This window comes from Streptomyces alanosinicus (assembly GCF_014650595.1).
Classification (GTDB): Bacteria; Actinomycetota; Actinomycetes; order Streptomycetales; family Streptomycetaceae; genus Streptomyces; species Streptomyces alanosinicus.
In genome coordinates this window covers 378,807-403,728 of sequence record NZ_BMVG01000003.1, presented here as the reverse complement: position 1 = coordinate 403,728, position 24,922 = coordinate 378,807, and the positions used below count along the sequence as shown (strand labels likewise).

Genomic DNA, 24,922 nt, shown 5'->3' with positions numbered 1-24,922 from the left:
AACCGGCTCTCTTGCGTGAACCTGCCAGTGCCGGGGCATACGCATCCCCAGCCCTCTCGATCATGCCGAGCCAGGCCGAGGCGACAAGCGTGGGAGGTAGGCCCGTGAGCAATGCGCTGTTTCGGACGAAGAACATCGAGCAGTCGATCCGGGACACGGAGGAGCCCGAGCACGCGCTGCGCAAGTCCCTGTCCGCCCTCGATCTGACCGTCTTCGGCGTCGGCGTCATCATCGGCACCGGCATCTTCGTGCTCACCGGCACGGCCGCCAAGAACACCGCCGGGCCCGCGGTGTCCCTGTCGTTCGTCGTCGCCGGTGTGGTCTGCGCGCTCGCCGCGCTGTGCTACGCCGAGTTCGCCTCCACCGTGCCGGTCGCCGGATCGGCGTACACCTTCTCCTACGCCTCGCTCGGCGAGTTCCCCGCCTGGATCATCGGCTGGGACCTGGTCCTGGAACTGGCGCTCGGCACGGCGGTGGTCGCCGTCGGCTGGTCCGGCTACATCCACTCGCTGCTCGACAACGCGGGCTGGCACCTGCCGGCGTACCTCAGCGGCCGGGACGGTGCCTCCGGGTTCGGCTTCGACATCCTCGCCGCGCTCCTCGTGCTGGTCCTCACCGCCATCCTCGTCGTCGGCATGAAGCTGTCCGCGCGGGTCACCACCGTCGTCGTCGCCGTGAAGGTGGCGGTCGTGCTCGTGGTGATCATCGCCGGCGCCTTCTTCATCAAGAGCGGCAACTACGACCCGTTCATCCCGAAGCAGCAGCCGGTCCCGGCGGGCGGCAGCCTCAAGGCGCCCCTCATCCAGCTCATGTTCGGCTGGGCCCCCTCCAACTTCGGCGTCATGGGCATCTTCACCGCCGCCTCCGTGGTCTTCTTCGCCTTCATCGGCTTCGACGTCGTGGCCACCGCCGCCGAGGAGACCCGCAACCCGCAGCGCGACGTGCCGCGCGGCATCCTCGGCTCGCTGATCATCTGCACCGCGCTGTACGTCGCCGTGGCCATCGTGGTGACCGGCATGGAGAAGTACAGCTCGCTGTCCGTGGACGCGCCGCTCGCCGACGCGTTCAAGTCCACCGGCCATCCCTGGTTCGCGGGCCTGATCAGCTTCGGCGCGGCCATCGGCCTGACCACGGTGTGCATGATCCTGCTCCTCGGCCAGTCCCGCGTCTTCTTCGCGATGAGCCGCGACGGCCTGCTGCCCCGCTTCTTCTCGCACACCCACCCGCGGTTCCGTACCCCCTACCGGCCGACGATCCTGCTCGGTGTGGTCATCGCGATCGTGGCGGGCTTCACCAGTCTGAGCGAGCTGGCAGAGCTGGTGAACATCGGTACCCTGTTCGCCTTCGTCGTCGTCGCGATCAGCGTGATCATCCTCCGCCGGACCCGTCCCGACCTGCACCGCGCCTTCAGGACCCCGCTGGTGCCCGTCGTCCCGGTGCTCTCCGTGCTCGCCTCGCTCTGGCTGATGCTCAACCTGCCCGCCGAGACCTGGCTGCGGTTCGCCGTCTGGATGGCGATCGGCTTCGTCGTCTACTTCCTCTACAGCCGCTCCCACAGCCGGCTGGCCCAGGCGGACCAGGCCGCCCGACAGGCCACCGGTAACAACCCGTAGCCGCACTCATCACCTCGCCCGGCCCCGTATGTCCCGCTTCGGCGGGAATGGCGGGGCCGGATAGCGTGCAGGCCATGTCTGCCGCCCCGCTCGCCCCTGTACGGACCGTAGTCATCAGGGCCGTCACCCGGACGGCGTACTGGACGCGGCTGCTGCCCCTCCTCGCGGCCCTGGCCGGTGTCACCCGGCTGCCGTCCTTCGTCCGTCCGCTGTGGAACCCGGACGAGGGCTACCTCGCCGTCCAGGCACGGCTGCTGGCCCACGGCGGGCAGCTCTACGACACGGTGGTGGACCGCAAACCGCCGCTGCTGCCCTGGCTGTACGAGGCGGTGTTCGCGGTGTGCGGCTCCGGATCGCTGACCCCGCTTCGGGTGCTGGCGGTCCTCGCCCATCTGCTCACGGCCGTGGCGGTCGCCGCCCTCGCCCGGCGCCGCTGGGGCGACGGCGCGGGCCGCACCGCCGGGGTGCTGTATCTGCTGGTCTCGGTCGGGCTCAACCCCGAGGACGCGCAGGCGGTCGGCTTCGAGGTGTTCATGCTGCCCGGTACGGCCGCCGCGCTGTGGTGCGCGGACCGCGGACGCTGGGGTGCGGCCGGGTGCGCCGTGGCCGCTGCGTTCCTCGCCAAGCAGACCGGCGGCGCGGTGCTGCTGCCGGTGGCCTGGCTGCTGCACCGGCGGGGCGCCCCGCGTCGGGACGTGCTGCGGCTCGCGGCCGGCGCTCTGCTGCCGGTGCTCGGCGCGGCCCTGCTGACGGACCCGGCCGGATTCCTGTTCTGGACGGTGACCGGCTCCGCCGCCTACGCCTCCTTCGCCGGCTCCGAGCTCCATGTCCTCGCCCGTGCGTCGGCGAACGGCGCGCTCCTGGCCGGGGCCTCGGCGGGCCTGCTCGCACCCGTCGTACGGACCCTGCGCGTCACCCGTGCGTCCGCGGCGGACCTGTGGCTGTGGCTGGCCTCCTCGGTGGTCGCGGTGACCCCCGGCTGCCACTTCTTCGGCCACTATTTTCTGCAGCTCACCCCGCCGCTCGCCCTGTCGGCGACCGCCGCGCTGCACGCGCTGCCCGCCGGACGGCGTGCGCGGGCCGTCCGCACCTCGGCCGGGGCCTGTGCCCTCTTCCTGGTCTGGGGCCTGATCGCCCCGCGCCCCGAACTCGCCCACGCCCAGCGGCTCGCGGCCGCCCTCGACCGGCGCACCACCACCGCCGAGCGGGTCCTCGTCTGGGGCATGCACCCGGAGACGTACTGGCTGGCCGGCCGCGCCCCCGCCACCCGCTATCTCACCGCGGGCCTGCTCACCAACTACAGCGGCGGCCGGGGCGGCCCCGGCGTCGGCGAGAAGTACGCCGTCGCCGGCGCCTGGCCGGTCTTCCGGGGGGAGCTGGACCGCCATGCACCGGCCCTGGTCGTCGACGACTCCCGGGGCAAGCCGTACGCCCCGGGCCGTGTCCCGACCCTGCGCCGGTGGCTGGCCGCCCGGTACGAGGAGACGGGCACCGTGGACGGAGCGGTGCTGTACACCCGGGTGCCCGGGGAGTGACGGCGGGCTCGCCCGCCACCGTACGGATGGCTCAGCCCGGCTCAGCTCAGTTCAGCTCAGCACCGAGCGCGGGCCGGTGACCTGGGCGCCGTGCTCCTGGACCCGGCGGCGCAGTTCGCGGTCGGCGGTGACGACCAGGCATGCGCGGCCGGCCGCCGCCGCGAGGTCCACGATCAGGTCGTCGCCGCTGCCGGGCGCGTCCGCGACCCGCACCCCGGGCACCGGGGCCACGCCCCGGGCGGCACCCTCCACCACCAGGACCAGCTCCACCGGACCGGGCAGTCCCGGCACACCGGACCGGGCGAAGGGCACCAGCCGGTCGCGCAGGCGCTCGGCGGCGCCGCGGCGGTCGCGCCACCAGCCGTCGGGCACCGACCCGACGACGTTCGCACCGTCGACGATGAGCAGGGGGAGGGGCTCGTCCGCCACACCCGAAGTGTCCGTCATGTCCGGTAACAGCCCCGTGGTAGCGCGTGTGTGACGCACTCAGTCTTTCACGGGTTTCGCCGCCCATCGGCGGGTGATCTCGGCGATCGCGGCGGCCGCCCGCTCGGCGGGCTGTCCTCCGGCCCGGACCGTGGGGGAGAACTCGACGTGCAGGAACGGCACATGGTCGGCGTCGGCCGCGTGCCCCTGCACATTCGTCCTGCCCTCCAGCGGACAGGAGCGCACCCAGGCCCGGCACACCGCGAAACCGTGCCCGCGCAGGGCGTCGGCCAGCTCGCGGCCCTCCGGCTGGGCCGCCGTCCCGGCACCGGTGGAGGCGATCACGTCATAGTCGGGCGCGGCGGAGGCGGCGAAGCCGTGCAGCTGGATCCCGGGCATCCCGCGGCGGGCCAGCTCGGCGCAGATGGCGTGGAAGACGGTGTCCGTGCGGTGCGCCACATCCGCGGAATTGCCGACCCCGGCTTTGCGATGTGCTCCTGCTATCACCAGGATCCCGCCGGGCGAGCCGCGCAGCACCCGCACGCCCAGCTGCTCGGTACCCAGGTCGAAGCCGGGATGCGGAACCTGGACCGACCAGCTCGGGTGGTGGTCCAGGTCGAGGTAGACCCGGCCCCAGCCGCGCGGTGTCACGGCCGCGTCGGTACGGTCCGCCACCTCGACGAGACGGCGGCCGGAGGGCCGGTCGACGACCGTGCGCACGGTGAAATCGCGTTGTGAAAGCCGCTGTTCCGCTTGTTTGCGCTGGCCGTCGAGCAACATCCCGATGGCCGAGGCGATGTCCTCGCGGTCGGCCCGGCCGGGCTGCCGATAGCCGTGGCCGGGGCCGAACCGGCCGGTGTAGTCGGCCACCTCGCGCGCCAGGTCGATCGGTGCGACCCCCGGCGGGACGGGCCGGCCGGCATCGTCGGAGCCGCCGTCCGTGCGCCGGAGCAGGACGGTCAGACATGCGGCCAGGGTGGCGACGGCCAGCAGAATTGTTGCGATCGTTATGACGCGTGAGCGATGGGCTCTCATGGTTGTATCAAGATATCTTGGTGAACACACGCCGTAGCCGGACCCTGCTGTCCCTGCTGACCCCGCTCTCCCTGCTCGCCGCAGTCTCCGGCTGTGGTCTTCTGTCGGACGACGCCTCACCCGAGGGCGGCGGACGTTCCTTCACCGTCGCGGCGGCCGGGGACATCCTGATGCACCCCGAACTGGTCGACCAGGCACGCAAGGACGCGGGGCGCACCGGCAAGGGCGTGGACGGGCTGGACTTCGGGCCGATGATGGCCGGGATCAAGCCGCTGATCAGCAAGGCGGACCTGGCCATCTGCCACTTCGAGCCGGTGATGGGCCCGGCGAAGGGCCCCTTCGAGGGCTTCCCGGACTTCCAGGTGCCTCCGCAGCAGGCGAAGACGATCAAGGACATCGGTTACGACACCTGCTCCACCGCCTCCAACCACACCCTCGACCACGGCTATGACGGTGTGAAGCGCACCCTGGACGCGCTGGACGCCGCCGGGCTGAAGCACACCGGCTCCTTCCGGACCGCGAAGGAGGCGCAGACCCCGCTGGTCATGGACGTCAAGGGCGTCAAGGTGGCCCAGATATCCTTCGCGTACGGCTTCAACGAGCCGCACCGGCTGCCGAAGGGCAAGCCGTGGCTGGCCAACCAGCAGGACCTCGGCCGGATCAAGGCCGCCGAGCAGCGGGCCCGCAAGGCCGGCGCCGACGTGGTGATCCTCTCCCTGCACTGGGGTCGTGAGCACCATCCCGAACCGTCCGGCGGGCAGATCTCCTTCGCCCGGCAGATCGCCCGGCACACCGGTATCAACCTGGTCATCGGTCATCACGCGCATGTCGTGGAGCCGATGGAGAAGGTCCACGGGACCTGGATCAGCTACGGGCTCGGTAACCAGATCGCCCGGCACGAGCAGCCGACGGGGCTGACCGAGGAGGGTGTGATCGCCTGGTTCACCTTCACCGAGCGCGGCAAGGGGCGCTGGGACGTCCAGCCGCGCTTCGAGCCGACGCTGCTGACGATCCCGCCGGACGCCGAGAACGTCCGCGACGGTGGGAAGGCCGCCTACGGCGACGACGACGTGCAGGACTACCGCCTGCTGGACGTGCCGGCCGCACTGCGCGACGACCACCACCTGACGGACACTCAGAAGGCCCGATTGCGGCTGGCGTTCGAACGGACGGAGGGTACGCTGCTGAACCGGGGTGCGGGTGCGGACGGGCTGAAGCCGCTGACCTCGCTGCCTGGGTAAGACTTCGTACAAGACGCGAACGAAGGCTGAACCAGAGCTGGACTGGACACGTATTTGTCCGTGCTTGTCTGCAGGTTGCGCGATGTTGCCTAGATCACGTCCGACTTACGGCAACTTAACCGCCCTCTTATCTGTCTCAGGTTTCCGGGTGCGGTCTTACCATCGGCGCGCCCGGACCATATTCAAGAGAGGACCGTCCTGTGGCGTCACCGCCCCCGGCGCGGCAGCACCGAGCCCGCCGTCGAGCCGATATGTCGCTGATCGGAGGCATACGCCCGCCGATCGCGGTCCTCTCGGCGCTGCTGCTGACGCTCGCCGGCATCACCGCACTCGTCCTGGGCCGTGTCGACGGCGCCGGTGTGCCGAAGGCGGTGCTGACCTCCCAGCAGCACTTCGCCGAGGACGGCGCCGTCGCACTGCGCGCTTCCATCGACGAGTCCGTGACCGATGTCACCCGCTCCGCCGCGCTGTTCAGCGCCGGGGAGCCGGTCTCCGGTGACGCGGTCCTCGACAAGCTCGGCAGCACGTACCAGAAGTGGACGGGCATCGCCGTCGTCGAGATCCGCACCGGCAAGCTGGCCGCGGCCCGCGGCGAGACGGTTCCGCTCACCGACGTGGACCTCTCCGGCCTCAACGGCGAGGACGGGCTGGCCCCGCGCATGGTGCGGCTGAAGAACGGCGAGGTGCGGCTGCTGTCCTTCGGCCTGCTGACCTGGCAGGGCAAACCGCAGCTGCTGCTGGTCGCCTCCCGGAACCTGAAGTTCCCGGGCATCAGTCTCGGCCAGTTCCGTTCGATCGCCGTGGTCGACTCGGCCGGCGCGATCCTCAGCAGCGACGGCATCGCCGAACCGGAGTCGGCCCGCAACAGCATCGACCGCAAGGACATCAAGGACTCCACCAAGCAGCTGAAGGACTTCGCCGGGCGGGCCGCCGAGAAGGCGCGGCAGGATCCGCGCAGCAGCAAGGAACCCGGCATCGGCGGCTACCAGGGCGTCAGCGGCAGCCTGCTCGGCGGAAAGCTGACCGACGACCGGTCCGTCGCCGGATACGCCACGCTCGCCGCGCCCGAGTCCGGCGAGTCCACCACCGCCAGCGGCCTGGGCCTCTCCGTGGTCGCCATGGTCAAGGTGACCGAGAAGTCCGGCACGACCCTCTCCCCGGTGTTCGGACTGGCTGCGGGAGGTGCGCTGCTCATCGTCGGCGCACTGGCCGTGGCGGTGCTGCTGGGCACCGTGCAGCGCCCGCTCATCCGGCTGTTCCTGGAGTCCCGCCGGCTCACCCGCGGCGATCTGACCCGGCCCGTCACCGTCCCCGGCTACGGCGAGGCGCACCGCATCGGCGGCGCCCTGGAACGGCTGCGCCGGCAGCTGCTCGGCGAGAGCGCCGAGGCCGCCGGCCCGGCCGAGCAGCCGCGCGGGGTGCGCCGGGTGGGCACCAGCGCCCTCCTCGCGGTCTGCGCCGTACTGCTGCTGGCCTGGTCCGCCCCGCTGATGCTGCTGGTCAACCGCGCGGACAGCACGGCCGACGTCCCCCGCCAGCTCGTCAACGACCAGCGCGAACGCACCGACACGCTGAGCGACCGGGTGCGCCGCGCGCTCAACGAGGGCGACGCCGACCTGCAGTCGGTCGCCTCCCTCATCGGCGACAAGACCTCGCCCGAGGCCATGGAGACGGTGCTGGAGCACACCTACAGCGAGAACAAGCGCTACCGCTCCCTCTACGTCGTCGACTCCCACGGTGAGATCCAGGCCCGCGAGGGCAAGGACCCGAAGGTGGTCCGCTCCGACCGGGTCTCCGGCAAGCCCATCCGGCTGCTGGGCCGCGGCGGCAAGGAGCCCGTGGTCGTCGCCTCCGCCGAGATCCCGGGCCGCAGCGGAGCCCAGCTGGTCGGCGAGTTCCGCGTCGAGTTCTTCAACGCGCTGCTGACCCGGCCGGGCCTCGGCGTGGTCCGGCTCGTGGACGACCGGCACCAGATCATCGGCGGCAACACCGGCTTCCTCGCCTTCCAGTCGCTGCCCGACCAGCACCTGAGGGACCTCGTCGCGGCCAGCTCCCAGCGGCTCGGCAAGAAGCCGCGCCCCAACGGCGTGCTGTACCGCGAGAACGGGATCCGGATCGCGGCCGCCGCGCCGTTCTCCGGCAGCGGCTCGGCCGAGTCGCTCGGCTGGAGCGTGGTCAGCTGGCAGCCCGTCGACCGGCTCGCCATCCCGGAGTACGACGCCCAGAACCGCACCGTCCTCGCCGGTCTGCTCGGCGCCGCCGCGGCCGTCGCCTGCCTCGGCTGGCTGCACATCGTGGTGGCCCGGCCGCTCAGCTCCCTGGCCGACCGGGCCGACGCGCTGGCCGGCGGCGACCGCAAGACCGTGCTGTTCCCGCAGCACCACGACGAGGTCGGCGCCGTCACCCGCTCCCTGGAACTCATCCGGCAGCAACTGCAGGACCAGAACCGCCGCCAGCCCCGCCGTGCGCAGCCCCCGCGGCCCACGGCCCAGCCGTCCCCGCCCGAGCAGTACACAAGGAACTGATCACCCGTGCTCTTCCTCTACACCGTGCTGCTGATCTGCTGCGCGATTCTGCTCATAGCGGGCATCGTGGAACAGCGTCGGCACTTCGCCAACCTGGACCACATACCCACCCGGGTCCTGGTGAACGGCATCCGCGGCAAGTCCTCCATCACCCGGCTGTGCGCGGGCGCCCTGCGCGGCGGTGACCTGGTCACGGTCGCCAAGACCACCGGCACCGCGGCCCGCTTCATCCACCCGGACGCCACCGAGGAGCCGGTCTACCGCAAGTTCGGCATCGCCAACGTGGTCGAGCAGATCGGCATCGTGCGGCGCGCCGCCGCGTACAAGCCGGACGCGCTGGTCATCGAGTGCATGGCCGTCATGCCGGCCCTGCAGGAGATCAACCAGTCCAAGCTGATCCGCTCCACCATCGGCGTGCTGTGCAACGTCCGTGAGGACCACCTCGCCGAGATGGGCCCCACCCTGGACGACGTGGCGCGCTCGCTGTGCCGCTCGATGCCCGAGGACGGCATCTGCGTCACCGCCGAGAAGGACCGCTACCACATCCTCCAGGAGGAGGCGAACGCGCGGAACTGCAAGCTCATCTACGCCGACCCCGAGACGGTCACCGACGAGGAGCTGCGCGGCTTCAGCTGGTTCACCTTCAAGGAGAACGTGGCCATCGCCCTCGCCGTCGCCGAACTCCTCGGCGTCGACCGCGAGACGGCCCTGCAGGGCATGTACGACGCCCCGCCGGACCCCGGTGTCCTCTCCGTCGAGCGCTATCTCACGCCCGGGAACAAGAAGCTGCGCTTCGCCAACGTCTTCGCGGCCAACGACCCCGAGTCGACGCTGATGAACATCAACCAGCTCCTCGACCTCGGCGCCATCCACCGCCCGCTCAACGTGGTCATCAACTGCCGCCCCGACCGCGTCGAACGCAACGGCCAGATGGGCGAGATCATCCCCGACCTCGACCCCGAGCGCGTCTTCGTCATCGGCCACCCGGCCAAGTCCGCCATCGACGCCATCCCCGCCGAGTTCCGCTCCCGCGCCGTCGACCTCGGCGGGGACAAGCGCGACCCCGAGGAGTTCATGGGCAAGATGCTGGACATGCTCGGCCCGGACTCGTCGATGGTCGCGATCGGCAACATCCACGGCCAGGGCGAGATCCTGCTGGAGCACCTCGCCGAACTGCCCCCGGACGAGAGCGGCGACGAGCCGGCCGCCGAGGCCCCGGCCCGGCGCTCCGACGAGGCACCGGCCGTGGTCGACCCGTCCGAGACCATGCAGCTCTACGTGCCCCGCCTCGACCCCTACCAGCGCTACCCGGAGGCGTACGAGGCGCGGTACACGCAGACCCAGCCGCACGTCCCGCAGCTCCCCGCACAGCGGGACGCCGCCCATCCCTATCCGCACGGGGAGCCGGGACGCCAGGCCGGCCCCGCCGCGCTCCCGCCCGCCGACGACGGCCGGGCAGCCGAACCGCCCGAGTCCCGCGGCATGTTCGAACCCCGCCGCGCGCCCCAGCCTTCCGCCGACGACAGCCAGCAGTGGCACAGCCCAGGAGAACCGCGTTGATCCCCTCCGTCCTCACCCCCGAGATCGCCGCGATAGGCATCGGCCTGGGCCTGATGTTCTCGCTCATGTGCTACCTGACGACCAATCTGTCGCCGGGCGGCATGATCACCCCTGGCTGGCTCGCGCTCACCCTCATCGAGGACCTGCAGCGCGCCGCGCTCGTCGTCGGCGTGACCGTCCTGACGTACCTCGCCACCCTGCTCATGCAGAAGTTCGTGATCCTGTACGGCAAGCGGCTCTTCGCGGCCGTCGTGCTCAGCGGCGTGCTCATCCAGGCCACCGTGATCATCGTGCTGCAGATGGAGTTCCCGCTGCTGTACGCCAACCAGACGCTGGGCTTCATCGTCCCCGGCCTGATCGGCTACCAGCTGGTCCGCCAGCCCAAGGGCGCCACCCTGCTGTCCGTCGGCTCGGTCACCCTCGCCACGTATGTGGTGCTGACCGCCGGCATTCTGCTCGGCGCCATGCCGACCGCCTGACCCCGACCGCCTGACCCCGACCGCCTGACCCCGACCGCCTGACCCCGCCCGTCTCCGTCGCACTCCTGGAGCCTCCACCATGCCGAAGCGCAAAGGCCGCCCCGTCGTCCACACGGTGACGGTCCTGGCCCTGCTCGCGGGCAGCGCCTACTTCACCTACGAGCTGCGTCACGACGCGAAGGCGAAGCTCCCGGCCGGCCAGTCGGTCACCGAGAACCTGCACACCTCGGGCGGGGCGCCCGGCAAGGAGACCTGGGAACGGCTGAACAACCCGGCGCGCTCGGTGCTGCGCGACGGCAAGGGCGCGGTCATCGCCACCTTCACGGACGGCGCCCGCACGGCCACCCTCAAGGGCCCGACGCGCACCTTCAGCGAGCCCGTCAACACCACCACCAAGGTCGTCACCGACGACTGGGTCCGTCTCATGCCGGAGACCTGGACCAAGGGGTCCGAGAAGCAGCAGTGGTTCAAGGACTGGTTCAAGCAGTACTACGGCAGCCAGGAGGACGACGTCTTCGCGTTCGCCTTCCAGTACATCCAGGGCGCCCCGGTCAAGAAGGACGACCAGGGCATCCAGTACGAGGGACACGCCACCTACGGCCCCCTCAAGTCTGACGGCGTCGACCGCTACGAACAGACCGACTTCTACGACTACCTGGGCATCCCGTACACCTTCCGGGACGGCGTCACGGTGTACCCGCAGAAGGACCGCCTGCGCGCCGTGGACTGCTCCGGCTATCTGCGTCTTGTCTACGGTTACCGGGCCCGCTTCCCGCTGATGTCCGACAACATCCACGGCGACGGGCTGCCCCGCACCGCCGACGGCATGGCCCGCGGCAAGGAGGGCGTGGACATCATCAAGCTCCGGGGCCCGAGCCCGTGGTACGTACAGCCGCAGAACATCGACGTCCTGCAACCGGGTGATCTGCTGTTCTTCAAGATGGACCACCGCACCGGCAACCACATGGACCACTCCGCGATCTACCTCGGGCCGGACACCGAGGGCCACAAGGTGTTCATCTCCAGCCGCAAGGAGCAGAACGGCCCCACCATCGGCGACCAGGGCGGTGTCTCGCGCCTGGACGGCAACGGCTTCTACGCCAAGCTGTTCCGCAGCGCGAAGCGGCTGTGAACGGACGGCCGCGGGCGGCCGCCGGGCCACCGCACAGGGCGAACCGGTGAACGGCGGCTGGCTCCTGCGCGGGCGCGACGGCCGGCTCAGCGTCTACCAGCTGTCGGGCGACGCCGTCCGGTGCCGGGCGGAGCGCGAGCCCGGCGGCCCCTGGACCGCCCCGCGCACGGTGGGCGGCGAGCAGACACTGCACCCCGTCCTCGCGATCGGCCAGGGCCCCGACGGCTACGCCCACCTGGTCTCCTGGCGGCCCACCGTCAAGGGCGAGTCGGGGCTGGTGCACTCCACCCACTTCCGCCCGCGCCTCGCCGCCCTGGACTGGAACCCGCTCGGCCACCCGCTGAAGAAGGGCGACCGCACGGGTACGCCCGCGGTCGCCGTCGACGCACAGGGCCGCGCCCATGTCTTCGTGCCCGACGGCCAGGGCGGGGTGCGGCTGCTCGCGCAGAAGGCGAAGGGCGGCTGGGCGGCCTGGCGCGACCTGAAGGGCCACGGGGTACGGGACGGACTCGCGGCGGTCACCGGGGAGTCAGGCCTGGTCGAGCTGTACGCGGCCGTCGCCGACGGGATCGCGCACTGGCGCCAGGAGGAGGCGGGCGCCCCGCCGGTCCTCCAGGAGTCCGTCGCGGCCCCGGTCCGCCCGGGCACCCTCCACGCCCTCGCCACCTCGGCCGACAGCACGACCCTGTACTTCACCAGCGCCTCCGGAGACCTGTGCGCCTGGCGCCCGGGCGGAGCGCCGGTCACCCTGCTGTCCCCGGCCGGATCCGGGCCGGTCTGCGCGGTCCGCTGCGATCTCGACGGCCATGACTGCACCCTGCTCGCGCAGCGCTCGGCGAGCGGCCGCGTCGGCTTCGCCGCCTACCCGACCGAACAGGAGTCGGCGGGCGCCTGGTGGACCGAGTCGGGCCCCCGACTGCCGGTGGACGCACGGGTGTCCCTCACGACGGATGCCCAGGGCCGGGTCACGGCCGCGACCTTGTCCCCGTCCACGGGCCGGCTCCTGCTGACCCGGCGCAAGGACGAGCCGGGGCTGGCCCTGGAGGCCTGGCGGCAGGTCTGAGCATGCGAGAAGGGCCCCCGCCGCCGCGGGGGCCCTTCCCGTACGCATCCGGTGTTACGCCGGGACGCTGGCGACGCCCTGCGCCAGGAACGTCTTGCCGTTCACGCGCTCCGAGACACCCTCACGGTCCAGGTACGGCGTGATGCCGCCCAGGTGGAAGGGCCAGCCGGCGCCCGTGATCAGGCACAGGTCGATGTCCTGGGCCTCGGCGACGACGCCCTCGTCGAGCATGAGCCCGATCTCCTGCGCCACCGCGTCGAGGACCCGGGCACGGACCTGCTCCTCCGTCAGGACGGAGTCGCCCTGCTTCAGCAGCGCGGCGACCTCCGGGTCCAGCTCCGGCTTGCCGCTGTCGTAGACGTAGAAGCCGCGCTTGCCCGCCTTGACGACGGCCGCGAGGTTCGGGGAGACCGTGAAGCGGTCCGGGAAGGCCCGGTTGAGGGTCTCCGAGACATGCAGACCGATCGCGGGGCCGACCAGCTCCAGCAGGACGAGGGGAGACATCGGCAGGCCCAGGGGCTCCACCGCCTTCTCGGCGACCTCGACCGGGGTGCCCTCGTCGATGACGTTCTGGATCTCGCCCATGAAGCGGGTCAGGATGCGGTTCACGACGAACGCCGGGGCGTCCTTGACCAGGACCGCGGTCTTCTTCAGCTTCTTGGCGACGGCGAACGCCGTGGCCAGGGAGGCGTCGTCGGTCTGCTCGCCGCGGACGATCTCCAGCAGGGGGAGGATCGCCACCGGGTTGAAGAAGTGGAAGCCCACGACCCGCTCGGGGTGCTTGAGCTTCGACGCCATCTCGGTGACCGACAGCGAGGAGGTGTTGGTCGCGAGGATGGCGTGCGCCGGGGCGACCGCCTCGACCTCCGCGAACACCTGCTGCTTGACGCCGATCTCCTCGAAGACGGCCTCGATGACGAAGTCCGCGTCCGAGAAGCCCTCGGCCTTGTCCAGGACGCCGCTCACCAGCGCCTTGAGGCGGTTGGCCTTGTCCTGGTTGATACGGCCCTTGCCGAGCAGCTTGTCGATCTCGGCGTGGACGTAGCCCACACCCTTGTCGACGCGCTCCTGGTCGATGTCGGTCAGCACGACCGGCACCTCCAGGCGGCGCAGGAAGAGCAGCGCGAGCTGGCTGGCCATCAGACCGGCGCCGACGACGCCGACCTTGGTGACCGGGCGGGCCAGGTTCTTGTCCGGGGCGCCCGCGGGACGCTTGCCGCGCTTCTGCACCAGGTTGAACGCGTAGATGCCGGAGCGCAGTTCGCCGCCCATGATCAGGTCGGCGAGGGCCTGGTCCTCGGCGTCGTAGCCCTGCTGTAGGTCGCCGTTCTTGGCGGCCGCGATGATGTCGAGGGCACGGTAGGCGGCCGGGGCCGCGCCGTGCACCTTGCCGTCCGCGATGAAGCGGCCCTTGGCGACGGCCTGGTCCCAGGCCTCGCCGCGGTCGATCACCGGACGCTCGACCTCGATGTCGCCCTTGAGGACCTGCGCGGTCCACAGCAGCGACTGCTCCAGGAAGTCGGCGCCCTCGAAGATCGCGTCCGCGATGCCGAGGTCGAAGACCTGCTGGCCCCTCAGCTGCTTGTTCTGGTTGAGGCTGTTCTCGATGATGACCGAGACGGCCTTCTCGGCGCCGATCAGGTTCGGCAGCAGCGTGCAGCCGCCCCAGCCCGGGACGAGGCCCAGGAAGACCTCGGGGAGGGAGAACGCCGGGATGGCCTTGGACACGGTCCGGTACGTGCAGTGCAGACCGACCTCGACGCCGCCGCCCATCGCCGCGCCGTTGTAGTACGCGAAGGTCGGCACGGCCAGGCCCGCGAGGCGCTTGAAGACCTCGTGGCCGCCCTTGCCGATGGCCAGCGCGTCCTCGTGCCTCGTCAGCAGCTCGACGCCCTTGAGGTCGGCGCCGACGGCGAAGATGAACGGCTTGCCGGTGACACCGGCGCCGACGATCGTGCCCTCGGCGGCCTCCTTCTCGACCTGGTCGACGGCGGCGTTCAGGTTCGCCAGCGAGGCCGGTCCGAAGGTGGTCGGCTTGGTGTGGTCCAGGCCGTTGTCCAGCGTGATCAGGGCGAAGCGCCCGGCGCCGAACGGCAGGTCGAAGTGGCGCACGTGCGCCTGCGTCACGACCTCGTCCGGGAACAGCTCGGCCGCGCCCTTCAGGAGTTCAGCGGTGGTGCTCACTTGTCGCCTCCGTCGAAGTGCGGGTTCTCCCAGATGACCGTCGCGCCCATGCCGAAGCCCACGCACATGGTGGTCAGGCCGTAGCGGACGTGTCGCTGCTCCTCGAACTGGCGGGCCAGCTGCGTCATCAGCCGGACGCCGGAGGAGGCCAGCGGGTGGCCGTAGGCGATCGCGCCGCCGTACTGGTTGACGCGCGCGTCGTCGTCCGCGATGCCGTAGTGGTCGAGGAGGGCCAGCACCTGCACGGCGAAGGCCTCGTTGATCTCGAAGAGACCGATGTCACCGATGCCCAGACCCGCCTTGGCGAGGGCCTTCTCGGTGGCCGGGATCGGGCCGTAGCCCATGACCTCCGGCTCGACGCCCGCGAAGGCGTACGAGACGAGGCGCATCTTGACCGGCAGGTTGTTCTCGCGGGCGAAGTCCTCGCTCGCGATGATCGACGCGGTGGCGCCGTCGTTCAGACCGGCCGCGTTACCGGCGGTGACCCGGCCGTGGACGCGGAACGGCGTCTTGAGGCCGGACAGGTTCTCCAGGGTCGTGCCCGGGCGCATCGGCTCGTCGGCCGTGACCAGGCCCCAGCCCGTCTCGCCGCCCTCGGGGCTCGTCCGGCGCACCGAGATCGGCACCAGGTCCTGCTGGATCTTGCCGTTGGCGTACGCCTTGGCGGCCTTCTCCTGCGAGCGCACCGCGTACTCGTCGGCGCGCAGCTTGGTGATCTGCGGGTAGCGGTCGTGCAGGTTCTCCGCGGTCATGCCCATGAACAGGGCGGACTCGTCGACCAGCTTCTCGCTCACGAACCGCGGGTTCGGGTCGACGCCCTCGCCCATCGGGTGGCGGCCCATGTGCTCGACACCACCGGCGATGACGGCGTCGTAGGCGCCGAAGGCGATGGAACCGGCGGTGGTCGTCACGGCGGTCAGGGCGCCGGCGCACATGCGGTCGATCGAGTAGCCCGGGACCGACTGCGGCAGACCGGCGAGGATGCCGGCCGTACGACCGAGGGTCAGACCCTGGTCACCGATCTGCGTGGTCGCGGCGATGGCGACCTCGTCGATCTTCTTCGGGTCCAGACCGGGGTTGCGGCGCAGCAGCTCCCGGATCGCCTTCACGACGAGGTCGTCGGCGCGGGTCTCGTGGTAGACGCCCTTCGGGCCCGCCTTGCCGAACGGGGTGCGGACGCCGTCGACGAAGACGACGTCCCTGACGGTACGAGGCACGATGGCTCTCCTCCAGGGTGCGGGATGGCACTGCTGCGCGACGCTGCACTGAGCGTGCGCTCAGGACCCATGCTACTTACGAGTAACGTAGCTGCACAGCCCTGTCGGGTGGAGCGGTGAACGTCACACCCGTGAAGCGGCGCCGAGCAGGCCCCCCGGTGAGGAGGTATGGCTTGATCTCGTCGGCCAGGCCCGCTCTAGGCACCCTGGCCCTCGGTCAGCGCGGCGACCAGGACCGGCGTGACCAGCTCCACCTGCCACGGCCGCGCGCCGTAGCCCGCCAACGCGGCACCCACGGACTCGGTGTCGATCACCTTCGGCGGCTCCCAGCAGACCCGCCGGACCGTGTCCGGGGAGATCAGGTTCTCCTGCGGCATGGCGACCTGCTCGGCGAGAGCCGTCACCCCGGTGCGCGCCGCGGACAGCCGCGCCGCGGCGACGGGATCCTTGTCGGCCCACGCCCGCGGTGGCGGCGGCCCGGTGACCGGCTGTCCCGGCTGCGGCAGCTGCGACTCGGTCAGGGCCTTCGCCCGATCCACCGCCGCCTGCCACTGCTCCAGCTGCCGGCGCCCCATCCGATGCCCGAATCCGTTCAGCGCCGCGAGCGCGTGGACGTTGGCCGGAAGGGCGAGCGCCGCCTCCACGATCGCGGCGTCACCGAGCACCTTGCCCGGCGACACGTCCCGCCGCTGCGCGATGCGGTCCCGTGTCTCCCACAGCTCCCGTACGACACCGAGCTGCCGGCGCCTGCGCACCTTGTGCATCCCGGACGTACGGCGCCAGGGATCCTTCCTCGGCTCGGCCGGCGGTGCGGCCGCGATCGCGTCGAACTCCTGCAGCGCCCACTCCAGCTTGCCCTGCCGGTCCAGCTCCTTCTCCAGGGCGTCGCGCAGATCGACGAGGAGTTCCACGTCGAGCGCGGCATAGCGCAGCCACGGCTCGGGCAGCGGCCGGGTCGACCAGTCGACGGCGGAGTGCCCCTTCTCCAGGACGAAGCCGAGGACGTTCTCCACCATGGCGCCGAGGCCGACCCGCGGGAACCCGGCGAGCCGGCCGGCCAGCTCGGTGTCGAAGAGCCGGCTCGGGACCATGCCTATTTCCCGCAGACAGGGCAGGTCCTGGGTGGCGGCGTGCAGCACCCACTCGACACCGGACAGCGCCTCGCCGAGCCCGGACAGATCGGGACAGGTCACGGGGTCGATCAGCGCGCTCCCGGCGCCCTGGCGGCGCAGCTGCACCAGATAGGCCCGCTGGCCGTAGCGGTAACCGGAGGCGCGCTCGGCGTCGACGGCCACCGGGCCGGAGCCCGCGGCGAAGGCGGCGATCACCTCGGCGAGGGCCGCCTCGTCGGTGATCACGGGCGGAATGCCCTCGCGGGGTTCGAGGAGCGGAGTCGGCGCCCCCGTCACAGAAGATCCGGCGTCGTCCGGAGGGGTGCCTCCGGTGATGCGCAGGGAGCTGTCTGCTGCGGTGTCTTGGGCGTCGGTCACCTGTCAAGGGTATCCGTGTGTGGACGGCGCCCGTCGACGGAACGTTCCGTCGACGGGCGCGGGAGGGTCGTAAACCAGTCAGGTCGGTGAAAGCCGCGGTTCAGGCGGGTGAGCCGGACGCTGCTCCGAACGGCCCAGTGGCTCAGTGGATGATTCCGGTGCGCAGCGCCACGGCCACCATGCCGGCCCGGTCGCCCGTGCCCAGTTTGCGGGCGATCCGGGCGAGGTGGCTCTTGACGGTCAGGGCGGACAGGCCCATGGAGACGCCGATCGCCTTGTTCGACTGCCCCTCCGCGACCAGCCGCAGCACCTCGACCTCGCGCCCGGACAGCTCGCGGTAGCCGCCCGGGTGACTCGGGGCACCCGGGGGGCGGCGGTGCATACGGGCGGCGCCGAGGGGGGCGGCCCCGGGCCGGGAGGGCAGGCCGATATTGGTGCGGGTGCCGGTGACGACGTAGCCCTTGACCCCGCCGGCCAGGGCGTTGCGCACGGCGCCGATGTCGTCGGCGGCGGACAGCGCCAGCCCGTTGGGCCAGCCCGCGGCGCGGGTCTCGGACAGCAGGGTCAGGCCGGAGCCGTCGGGCAGGTGGACGTCGGCGACACAGATGTCGCGCGGGTTGCCGATGCGGGGACGAGCCTCCGCGATGGACGAGGCCTCGATGACATCGCGCACGCCGAGCGCCCACAGATGGCGGGTGACGGTGGAGCGGACGCGCGGGTCGGCCACGACCACCATGGCGGTCGGCTTGTTCGGGCGGTAGGCGACCAGGCTTGCGGGCTGCTCGAGGAGAACGGACACCAGGCCTCCTGGGTGGGGGGACGGGGCCGGCTTGTGGGGAGGAAGCCGGGACGAACCGTGCTTTCAAGGTCACAGTCGTCTTCGGCAGCAAACTCGTCCGCCTTTAGAGAATGATCACGATCTAGTGAGTAACAATCTGCGCAATTCGGACACGCGATCGATCATCCGAAGATCGAGTCGGTCCGAGCGGATGCGATTCGGGTCGGAAAGTGGCCGTATCGACAAAGGGATGGTCAATAAGGGGCCCATGCGGGGGACCCCACCCTTGACCGGCGGCCGGCTCACTGCGGCTGCGGGCCCCTGCGCTGCGGCAGCGTCACCACCGAGGCGTCCCCCGGACCGGCCGGCGGCAGCCCCGCGACCTGCGCGAGCAGATCGCACCAGGAGGCCAGATGGGAGGCCGTGTCCGGTACTCCGCCGAGGCCCTCGCGGGGCGTCCAGGACGCCCGGATCTCGATCTGCGAGGCGGGCGGCCGCTCGGCCAGCCCGCCGAAGTAGTGCGAACTCGCGCGCGTGATGGTGCCGCTCGGCTCGCCGTAACCGAGCCCCCGCGCCTGCAGCGCCCCGGTCAGCCATGACCAGCACACCTCGGGCAGCAGCGGATCGGCCGCCATCTCCGGCTCCAGCTCCGCGCGCACCAAGGTCACCAGCCGGAACGTGCCCTGCCAGGCGTCATGGCCCGCCGGGTCGTGCAGCAGCACCAGCCGGCCGTCGGCCAGCTCCTGGTCGCCGTCGACCACCACGGCCTCCAGCGCGTACGCGTGCGGGGCGAGCCGCTGCGGGGCGGGCGTGGGCTCCACCTCGACCTGCGGCCGAAGCCGGGTGCTGCGCAGGGCGTCGACCGCGGCCCGGAAAGCGGGCGGCCCCCCGGTGCCGGAGCGCCGGTCAGCCTCCTCGGTGTCCTTCACGTCGTCCAATCCGTCAGCACTGTCCGACCTTTGTCCGTGAGCCGCAGCCATGCGGGGAAGAGTAAGGGGAACGGGGCCTTCGTGCAGGCAAGACACCACGACGAGGCGCGCGGCCGCGGGCGGGCGAGCCGCCTCGACGGCAACCCCCACACCGGGTGAGCCCGGTGCGGAGGGCATGCGAAACTTGGCCCGTGACCGCCAATGACAGCCCGACGGGCCCGCAGCCGACAGCGACCTACGACAGCGCCTTCCTGAAGGCGTGCAGGCGCGAGCCCGTGCCGCACACGCCGGTGTGGTTCATGCGTCAGGCCGGCCGCTCCCTGCCCGAGTACCGCAAGGTGCGCGAGGGCGTCCCCATGCTGGAGTCCTGCACGCGGCCCGAGCTGGTCACCGAGATCACACTGCAGCCGGTGCGCCGGCACGACGTGGACGCGGCGATCTACTACAGCGACATCGTCGTCCCGCTGAAGGCCATCGGCCTCGGCCTCGACATCAAGCCCGGCATCGGCCCGGTCGTCGACGAGCCCATCCGCACCCGCGCCGACCTGGCCCGGCTGCGCGACCTCACGCCCGAGGACGTCTCCTACGTCACCGAGGCGATCGGCCTGCTCACCAAGGAGCTGGGCGCCACCCCGCTGATCGGTTTCGCGGGCGCGCCTTTCACCCTCGCGAGCTACCTCGTCGAGGGCGGCCCCTCTCGCACGTACGAGAACGCCAAGGCGATGATGTACGGCGACCCCGAGCTGTGGGCCGACCTGCTGGACCGCCTCGCCGACATCACGGCCGCCTTCCTGAAGGTGCAGATCGAGGCCGGCGCCAGCGCGGTCCAGCTGTTCGACTCCTGGGTCGGCGCCCTCGCCCCGGCCGACTACCGGCGCTCGGTCATGCCGGCCTCCGCGAAGGTCTTCGACGCCGTCGCCGGCTACGGCGTCCCGCGCATCCACTTCGGTGTCGGCACCGGTGAGCTGCTGAAGCTCATGGGCGAGGCCGGCGCGGACGTCGTCGGCGTCGACTACCGCGTCCCGCTGGACGAGGCGGTGCACCGCGTCGGGCCCGGCAAGGCGCTGCAGGGCAACCTCGACCCGACGGTCCTGTTCACCGACAAGGACACCGTCGAGCGCAGGGCCCGCGAGGTGCTGGACGCGGCCGCCGGCCTGGACGGCCATGTCTTCAACCTCGGCCACGGCGTCATGCCGAACACCGACCCGGACGCGCTGACCCGCCTCGTGGACTACGTCCACACCGCGACCGCCCGCTGACCCGCCCGGCGTGCGGGGCCGGCGGCCGGCGCATCGGTGAACGCCCGGAGCCGGGCGCGCGTATGTGTTCTCAACCGACGTGAGGACAGGCGATGACGAACGCTCCGCAGGCGCAGGCGATGCAGGCGCTCCCCGACGGCGAGGCCGAGCTGGCGCTGGTGGTACGGATCCCCTGGGAGGATGTCGCGCGGCTCGGCCAGGAGGCCGGCCGGCTCGCCGCGCAGATGCAGCGGCCCGTGACCCTGGACGAGGCCGTGAGCTACCGGCTGCGGTCCACCCGGCCGTCCGCCACGCATGCGAAGCCCGCCGGGGAGCAGCCGGCCGCCGTCTCCGCTCTGCCGCGGATCAGCGGGACGGCTTAGGGCCTGTCCGGCGGATCCTGTCGCGGACGCGGGGGGCGGTGCGCCCATCTGCGGCGTTGTCGTCGGTCGCCGACTCCCCCACGCTCGACTCCGCTCGCGCGGGGGGACCCTCATCGCGTCGACTCCCTCCTCCGCCTTGCAGCTGGACGCACCGCCCCCCGCTCACCTGCGCCGATGAGGCACCGTCACTTTCCCGCGACCTGATCCGCCGGACAGGCCCTAGCCGCGTCGCGGGGTGTGCCGCGTCCCTTGGGGCCGGTCACCTTGCCCGGACCTTCGACGCGGCCCTTCTCGCCGCCACCAGGACCGGGTCCCACACCGGGGAGAACGGCGGGGCGTAGCCCAGGTCCAGGGCCGTCATCTGTTCCACCGTCAGCCGCGCGGTCAGCGCGACCGCGGCGATGTCGACCCGCTTCGCGGCGCCCTCCCTGCCGACGATCTGGACGCCCAGCAGCCGGCCCGTGCGGCGCTCGGCGAGCATCTTGACCGTCATCGGGGAGGCACCGGGGTAGTAGCCGGCGCGGCTGGTGGACTCGATGGTGACGGTCTCGTACCGCAGGCCCACCCGGTCGGCGTCCTTCTCGCGCAGGCCGGTGCGGGCGATCTCCAGGTCGCAGACCTTGCTGACCGCCGTGCCGACCACGCCGGGGAAGGTGGCGTAACCGCCGCCGACGTTGCTGCCGATGACCTGGCCGTGCTTGTTGGCATGGGTGCCGAGCGGGACGTACTGCTCCTGGCCGGAGACCAGGTTCTGCACCTCCACGCAGTCGCCGCCCGCCCAGATGTCCTCATGTCCGCGCACCCGCATCGCGAGGTCGGTGAGCAGACCGCCGTGCGCGCCGAGCGGCAGGCCCGCCGCCCCGGCGAGCGCGGTCTCCGGGCGGACCCCGATGCCGAGGACCACCACGTCGGCGGGGTACTCGGCGTCCTGGGTGGCGACCGCGCGGGCCCGGCCGTCCGCACCGGTGAGGATCTTGGTGACCTCGGCGTCGTTCACCATGGTGATGCCGAGGCCCTCCATGGCCTCGTGCACCAGTCGGCCCATGTCCGGATCGAGCGTCGACATGGGCTCCTTGCCGCGGTTGACGACCGTCACCTCGAAACCGCGGTGGATCAGCGCTTCCGCCATCTCCACACCGATGTAGCCGGCGCCCACGACCACGGCCCTGCGACCACGCGTGCGTGCCAGTGTCTCCAGCAGGGCCTGGCCGTCGTCCAGGGTCTGCACGCCATGCACCCCGGGAGCGTCCGCGCCCGGCAGGTCGGGACGGACCGGGCGCGCCCCGGTCGCGATGACGAGCTTGTCGTACGGCGTCCAGGACTCGGCGCCGGAATCGACATCACGCGCGCGTACCCGCCGTCCGGGCACATCGATCTCCGTGACCTCGGTGCGCAGCCGCAGATCGATTCCCCGTGCGCGGTGTTCCTCGGGGGTGCGGGCGATCAGGTCGTCCCGTTCGGGGACGTCGCCGCCCACCCAGTAGGGGATGCCGCAGGCCGAGAAGGAGGTGAAGTGGCCGCGTTCGAAGGCGACGATCTCCAGTTCTCCGGTCCCCTTGAGCCTGCGTGCCTGCGACGCCGCGGACATGCCCGCGGCGTCCGCGCCGATCACGACCAGCCGTTCCGTCCCACCCTGCCCACCACTCATGGTCATGGTCATGGGAACACGCTACGGGGCCACGGCATTTCAGTCCCTGCTGGCCTCCCCACGCCGCGGCAGCCGGGGGCGTACGACCCGCAGCCACACCAGCGCGAGCAGGGCCGCGAACGCCACGAACGGCAGGGCGGCGCCGAGCGCGAGGGCGATCCAGCGCAGCCCGGTGACGAACACATGCCAGCCACCCGCCGGCGCGTCCCCGATGCCGGGGGAGTCGCCATGGGCCGCCTTCCGCACCGGCGTCCCGGACAGCGACATCGCTCAGCCAGGGCCTGTCCGGCGGATCCTGTCGCGGACGCGGGGGTCGGCACGCCCATCTGCGGCGTTGTCGTCGGTCGCCGACTCTCCCACGCTCGACTTCGCTCGCGCGGGGGCACCCCCATCGCGTCGACTCCCTCCTCCGCCTTGCAGCTGGACGCTCCGCCCCCCGCTCACCTGCGCCGATGAGGCACCGTCACTTTCCCGCGACCTGATCCGCCGGACAGGCCCTGGTCCGCCCGGTTCATAAGCGCGCGGATCCGGTCGACGCCGGCCCGCTGCGACCTGACGCGGCTGTCCACGTCGACCACCTGGTCGGTGACGTCCTCCGCCCTGGCGGTGCGGTCCATCACCCGGCCCGTGCCCTGGAGGCCGGTGAGGACCTCGTCGTACCACGCGCCGGGCACCCGCAGCACGACCCGGGTGTGCTCATGGCCGTCGGCGTCCCGGCTCGTGTCCTCCTGGCCGACGTAGCCGCCCGCGCTCTCGGCGGTCGCACGGAACGTCGTACGGAACCTGGCGTGCGCATGGGCGGTACCCCCGGGGACGGTGAGCTGTGACGGTCCTACGACGGCGGGGCGGGCGGGGACGTTTGGCGTCCGGGGTCGCGAAGCGGTCACGGTCCGGACTCGCCGCGATCCCCGGGCCGCGGCAGCGGAGTACGCGGAGTACTTCGGGCCCTGGCGGGAGTGTCAGTGGGGTCTGAGAGAGTGGGGGACATGAGCGCAACGGGTTCGCGTACAGGGCATGTCGTCGTCATCGGAGCCGGAATCGCCGGGCTGGCCGCCGCCCACCGGCTGCTCGGACGCAGCGCGCGCGTGACCGTGCTGGAGGCCGCGGACCGGGTCGGCGGCAAGCTGCTGCCCGGCGAGATCGCCGGCGTGCGGGTCGACCTGGGCGCCGAGTCGATGCTCGCCCGCCGCCCCGAGGCAGTGGCCCTCGCGCGCGAGGTCGGCCTCGACGGGCGCCTGCAGCCGCCGGCCACCGCGTCCGCCTCGATCTGGACCCGCGGCGCCCTGCGCCCCATGCCCAAGGGCCATGTGATGGGCGTGCCCGGCACCGCCGCCGCGCTCGCCGGCGTGCTGTCCGAGGAGGGCCTCGCCCGCATCGAGCGCGACGCCGACCTGCCCCGCACCGAGGTCGGCGACGACGTGGCCGTGGGGGAGTACGTGGCCGCCCGCCTCGGCCGCGAGGTCGTCGACCGCCTGGTCGAGCCCCTGCTCGGCGGGGTGTACGCGGGCGACGCGTACCGCATCTCGATGCGCTCGGCCGTCCCCCAGCTCTTCCAGGCCGCCCGCACCCACGCCTCTCTCACCGAGGGGGTCCGCGAGATCCAGGCGAAGGCGGCCGCAGGGCAGCAGACCGGCCCGGTGTTCATGGGCATCGAGGGCGGTGTGGGCACCCTGCCGCTCGCTGTCGCCGGCTCCGTCCGGGCGCGCGGCGGCGAGATCCTCACCGGGACACCGGCCACCGAGCTGCGCGTCGAGGCCGCCGGCGGCTGGCGGATCGCCGCCGGAGAGCGTGTGCTGCACGCCGACGCCGTGGTCGTCGCCGTTCCCGCCCCGGCCGCCGCGCGGCTGCTGCGCGAGGAGTCCCCGCAGGCCGCCGCCGAGCTCGCCGCCGTCGAGTACGCGTCGATGGCGCTGGTCACCCTCGCCTACCGCCGCCGCGGACTCACCCTCCCCGAAGGCAGCGGCTTCCTCGTCCCGCCCGTCGACGGCCGCACCATCAAGGCGTCCACGTTCGCCTCCCACAAGTGGGGCTGGATCGCCGAGGAGGACCCGGACGTGCTCGTGCTGCGCACCTCCGTGGGCCGCCACGGCGAGACGGAGATCCTCCAGCGGGACGACGCCGCCCTGGTCGACGTCTCCCGCCACGACCTGCGGGAGGCCACCGGCCTGGACGCCGAGCCCCTCGCTACCCGGGTCACCCGCTGGACCGACGGCCTGCCCCAGTACCCGGTCGGGCATCACGCGCGCGTGGCCCGCATCCGCGAGCACGTCGCGAGGCTCCCCGGGCTCGCGGTGTGCGGCGCGCAGTACGACGGCGTCGGCATCCCCGCCTGCATCGCGAGCGCGTACGCGGCGGCGGACCAGCTGGACGGCGACCTGAGCGGAATCCGGGCGCTTGCGGCCAACCCGGTGCACAGCCTTCACGGCGGAGCAGGAGAATAGGGACC

The 24,922-nt window shown here is 71.9% G+C and carries 20 protein-coding genes and 1 pseudogene; 11 read left to right on the top strand and 10 right to left on the bottom strand.

Translation table 11 applies throughout. The features are described from left to right. Positions 1-104: 104 nt before the first annotated feature. Positions 105-1,613, top strand: coding sequence for an amino acid permease (locus IE277_RS10400; RefSeq protein ID WP_189950779.1), 1,509 nt, complete (start codon positions 105-107; stop codon positions 1,611-1,613). A 74-nt stretch (positions 1,614-1,687) separates the two neighbouring features. After that, complete coding sequence (locus IE277_RS10395; RefSeq protein WP_189950777.1) at positions 1,688-3,148, top strand: glycosyltransferase family 39 protein; 1,461 nt, start codon at positions 1,688-1,690, stop codon at positions 3,146-3,148. A 51-nt stretch (positions 3,149-3,199) separates the two neighbouring features. Here IE277_RS10395 and IE277_RS10390 read toward each other — a convergent pair whose 3' ends face one another. Both IE277_RS10390 and IE277_RS10385 read right to left on the bottom strand, forming a co-directional pair. After that, positions 3,200-3,577 carry a PIN domain-containing protein gene (locus IE277_RS10390; RefSeq protein WP_229881186.1) on the bottom strand — a complete coding sequence of 126 codons (378 nt, stop codon included), beginning with the start codon at positions 3,575-3,577 and terminating at the stop codon, positions 3,200-3,202. A gap of 57 nt (positions 3,578-3,634) precedes the next feature. After that, entirely contained in the window at positions 3,635-4,609 is a 975-nt protein-coding gene (locus IE277_RS10385) for a hypothetical protein (protein ID WP_189950773.1), read from the bottom strand. A 20-nt stretch (positions 4,610-4,629) separates the two neighbouring features. Between IE277_RS10385 and IE277_RS10380 the strand changes: the two genes are divergently transcribed. From IE277_RS10380 to IE277_RS10355, 6 genes are all read left to right on the top strand, one after another. Then, positions 4,630-5,850 carry a CapA family protein gene (locus tag IE277_RS10380; RefSeq protein ID WP_229881182.1) on the top strand — a complete coding sequence of 407 codons (1,221 nt, stop codon included), beginning with the start codon at positions 4,630-4,632 and terminating at the stop codon, positions 5,848-5,850. A gap of 251 nt (positions 5,851-6,101) precedes the next feature. Further along, the gene (locus tag IE277_RS10375; protein WP_189950771.1) at positions 6,102-8,375 is read left to right on the top strand and encodes a HAMP domain-containing protein; all 2,274 of its coding nucleotides are present in this window, start codon (positions 6,102-6,104) and stop codon (positions 8,373-8,375) included. 6 nt (positions 8,376-8,381) lie between these two features. Further along, on the top strand, positions 8,382-9,935 hold the full coding sequence (pgsB, locus tag IE277_RS10370; protein WP_189950769.1) for a poly-gamma-glutamate synthase PgsB: 1,554 nt from the start codon (positions 8,382-8,384) through the stop codon (positions 9,933-9,935). Beyond that, positions 9,932-10,414 (top strand): poly-gamma-glutamate biosynthesis protein PgsC/CapC, encoded by a 483-nt coding sequence (locus IE277_RS10365; RefSeq protein WP_189950767.1) that lies wholly within the window; start codon positions 9,932-9,934, stop codon positions 10,412-10,414. The genes pgsB and IE277_RS10365 overlap by 4 nt, the downstream gene beginning before the upstream one ends. A gap of 79 nt (positions 10,415-10,493) precedes the next feature. Then, positions 10,494-11,546 carry an NlpC/P60 family protein gene (locus IE277_RS10360; protein WP_189950765.1) on the top strand — a complete coding sequence of 351 codons (1,053 nt, stop codon included), beginning with the start codon at positions 10,494-10,496 and terminating at the stop codon, positions 11,544-11,546. A gap of 46 nt (positions 11,547-11,592) precedes the next feature. Then, on the top strand, positions 11,593-12,609 hold the full coding sequence (locus tag IE277_RS10355; protein WP_189950763.1) for a PLL family lectin: 1,017 nt from the start codon (positions 11,593-11,595) through the stop codon (positions 12,607-12,609). Positions 12,610-12,663: 54 nt separating this feature from the next. On the opposite strand, the gene IE277_RS10350 is transcribed toward IE277_RS10355, so the two are convergent. The 5 genes from IE277_RS10350 to IE277_RS10330 all read right to left on the bottom strand — a co-directional run bounded on the left by IE277_RS10350 (position 12,664) and on the right by IE277_RS10330 (position 19,258). Continuing rightward, on the bottom strand, positions 12,664-14,793 hold the full coding sequence (locus IE277_RS10350) for a 3-hydroxyacyl-CoA dehydrogenase NAD-binding domain-containing protein (protein ID WP_189950762.1): 2,130 nt from the start codon (positions 14,791-14,793) through the stop codon (positions 12,664-12,666). Next, positions 14,790-16,010 (bottom strand): thiolase family protein, encoded by a 1,221-nt coding sequence (locus IE277_RS10345; RefSeq protein WP_189950760.1) that lies wholly within the window; start codon positions 16,008-16,010, stop codon positions 14,790-14,792. The genes IE277_RS10350 and IE277_RS10345 overlap by 4 nt, the downstream gene beginning before the upstream one ends. 197 nt (positions 16,011-16,207) lie before the next feature. Further along, a complete protein-coding gene (locus tag IE277_RS10340; protein WP_189950758.1) occupies positions 16,208-17,500 on the bottom strand; it encodes a ribonuclease D in 1,293 nt (430 codons plus the stop codon). 142 nt (positions 17,501-17,642) lie between these two features. Then, positions 17,643-18,299 (bottom strand): response regulator transcription factor, encoded by a 657-nt coding sequence (locus IE277_RS10335; protein WP_053655677.1) that lies wholly within the window; start codon positions 18,297-18,299, stop codon positions 17,643-17,645. A gap of 281 nt (positions 18,300-18,580) precedes the next feature. Further along, positions 18,581-19,258 carry a DUF3000 domain-containing protein gene (locus tag IE277_RS10330; protein ID WP_189950756.1) on the bottom strand — a complete coding sequence of 226 codons (678 nt, stop codon included), beginning with the start codon at positions 19,256-19,258 and terminating at the stop codon, positions 18,581-18,583. Between the two features lie 140 nt (positions 19,259-19,398). Here IE277_RS10330 and hemE point away from each other — a divergent pair, with 140 nt between their 5' ends. Further along, a complete protein-coding gene (hemE, locus tag IE277_RS10325; protein ID WP_189950753.1) occupies positions 19,399-20,466 on the top strand; it encodes a uroporphyrinogen decarboxylase in 1,068 nt (355 codons plus the stop codon). Between the two features lie 92 nt (positions 20,467-20,558). Continuing rightward, positions 20,559-20,828, top strand: a complete 270-nt coding sequence (locus tag IE277_RS10320) for a hypothetical protein (protein WP_229881180.1) — start codon at positions 20,559-20,561, stop codon at positions 20,826-20,828. A 259-nt stretch (positions 20,829-21,087) separates the two neighbouring features. On the opposite strand, the gene IE277_RS10315 is transcribed toward IE277_RS10320, so the two are convergent. The 3 genes and pseudogenes from IE277_RS10315 to IE277_RS49445 all read right to left on the bottom strand — a co-directional run bounded on the left by IE277_RS10315 (position 21,088) and on the right by IE277_RS49445 (position 23,363). Beyond that, positions 21,088-22,482, bottom strand: a complete 1,395-nt coding sequence (locus IE277_RS10315) for an FAD-dependent oxidoreductase (protein WP_189950970.1) — start codon at positions 22,480-22,482, stop codon at positions 21,088-21,090. A gap of 33 nt (positions 22,483-22,515) precedes the next feature. Beyond that, positions 22,516-22,743, bottom strand: a pseudogene (locus IE277_RS10310) (DUF4349 domain-containing protein); the annotation flags it as partial. Positions 22,744-22,916: 173 nt separating this feature from the next. Continuing rightward, entirely contained in the window at positions 22,917-23,363 is a 447-nt protein-coding gene (locus tag IE277_RS49445; RefSeq protein WP_189950750.1) for a DUF4349 domain-containing protein, read from the bottom strand. Positions 23,364-23,462: 99 nt separating this feature from the next. Between IE277_RS49445 and hemG the strand changes: the two genes are divergently transcribed. Next, entirely contained in the window at positions 23,463-24,917 is a 1,455-nt protein-coding gene (hemG, locus tag IE277_RS10300) for a protoporphyrinogen oxidase (protein WP_189950749.1), read from the top strand. Positions 24,918-24,922: the final 5 nt, after the last annotated feature.

Coding starts and splice junctions, on each gene's coding strand:
- IE277_RS10375 (WP_189950771.1), top strand. CDS start 6,102: ATGTCGCTGATCGGAGGCATACGCCCGCCGATCGCGGTCCTCTCGGCG.
- IE277_RS10385 (WP_189950773.1), bottom strand. CDS start 4,609: ATGAGAGCCCATCGCTCACGCGTCATAACGATCGCAACAATTCTGCTG.
- hemG (WP_189950749.1), top strand. CDS start 23,463: ATGAGCGCAACGGGTTCGCGTACAGGGCATGTCGTCGTCATCGGAGCC.
- IE277_RS10330 (WP_189950756.1), bottom strand. CDS start 19,258: ATGGCTGCGGCTCACGGACAAAGGTCGGACAGTGCTGACGGATTGGAC.
- IE277_RS10395 (WP_189950777.1), top strand. CDS start 1,688: ATGTCTGCCGCCCCGCTCGCCCCTGTACGGACCGTAGTCATCAGGGCC.
- IE277_RS10315 (WP_189950970.1), bottom strand. CDS start 22,482: ATGACCATGAGTGGTGGGCAGGGTGGGACGGAACGGCTGGTCGTGATC.
- IE277_RS10360 (WP_189950765.1), top strand. CDS start 10,494: ATGCCGAAGCGCAAAGGCCGCCCCGTCGTCCACACGGTGACGGTCCTG.
- IE277_RS10320 (WP_229881180.1), top strand. CDS start 20,559: ATGACGAACGCTCCGCAGGCGCAGGCGATGCAGGCGCTCCCCGACGGC.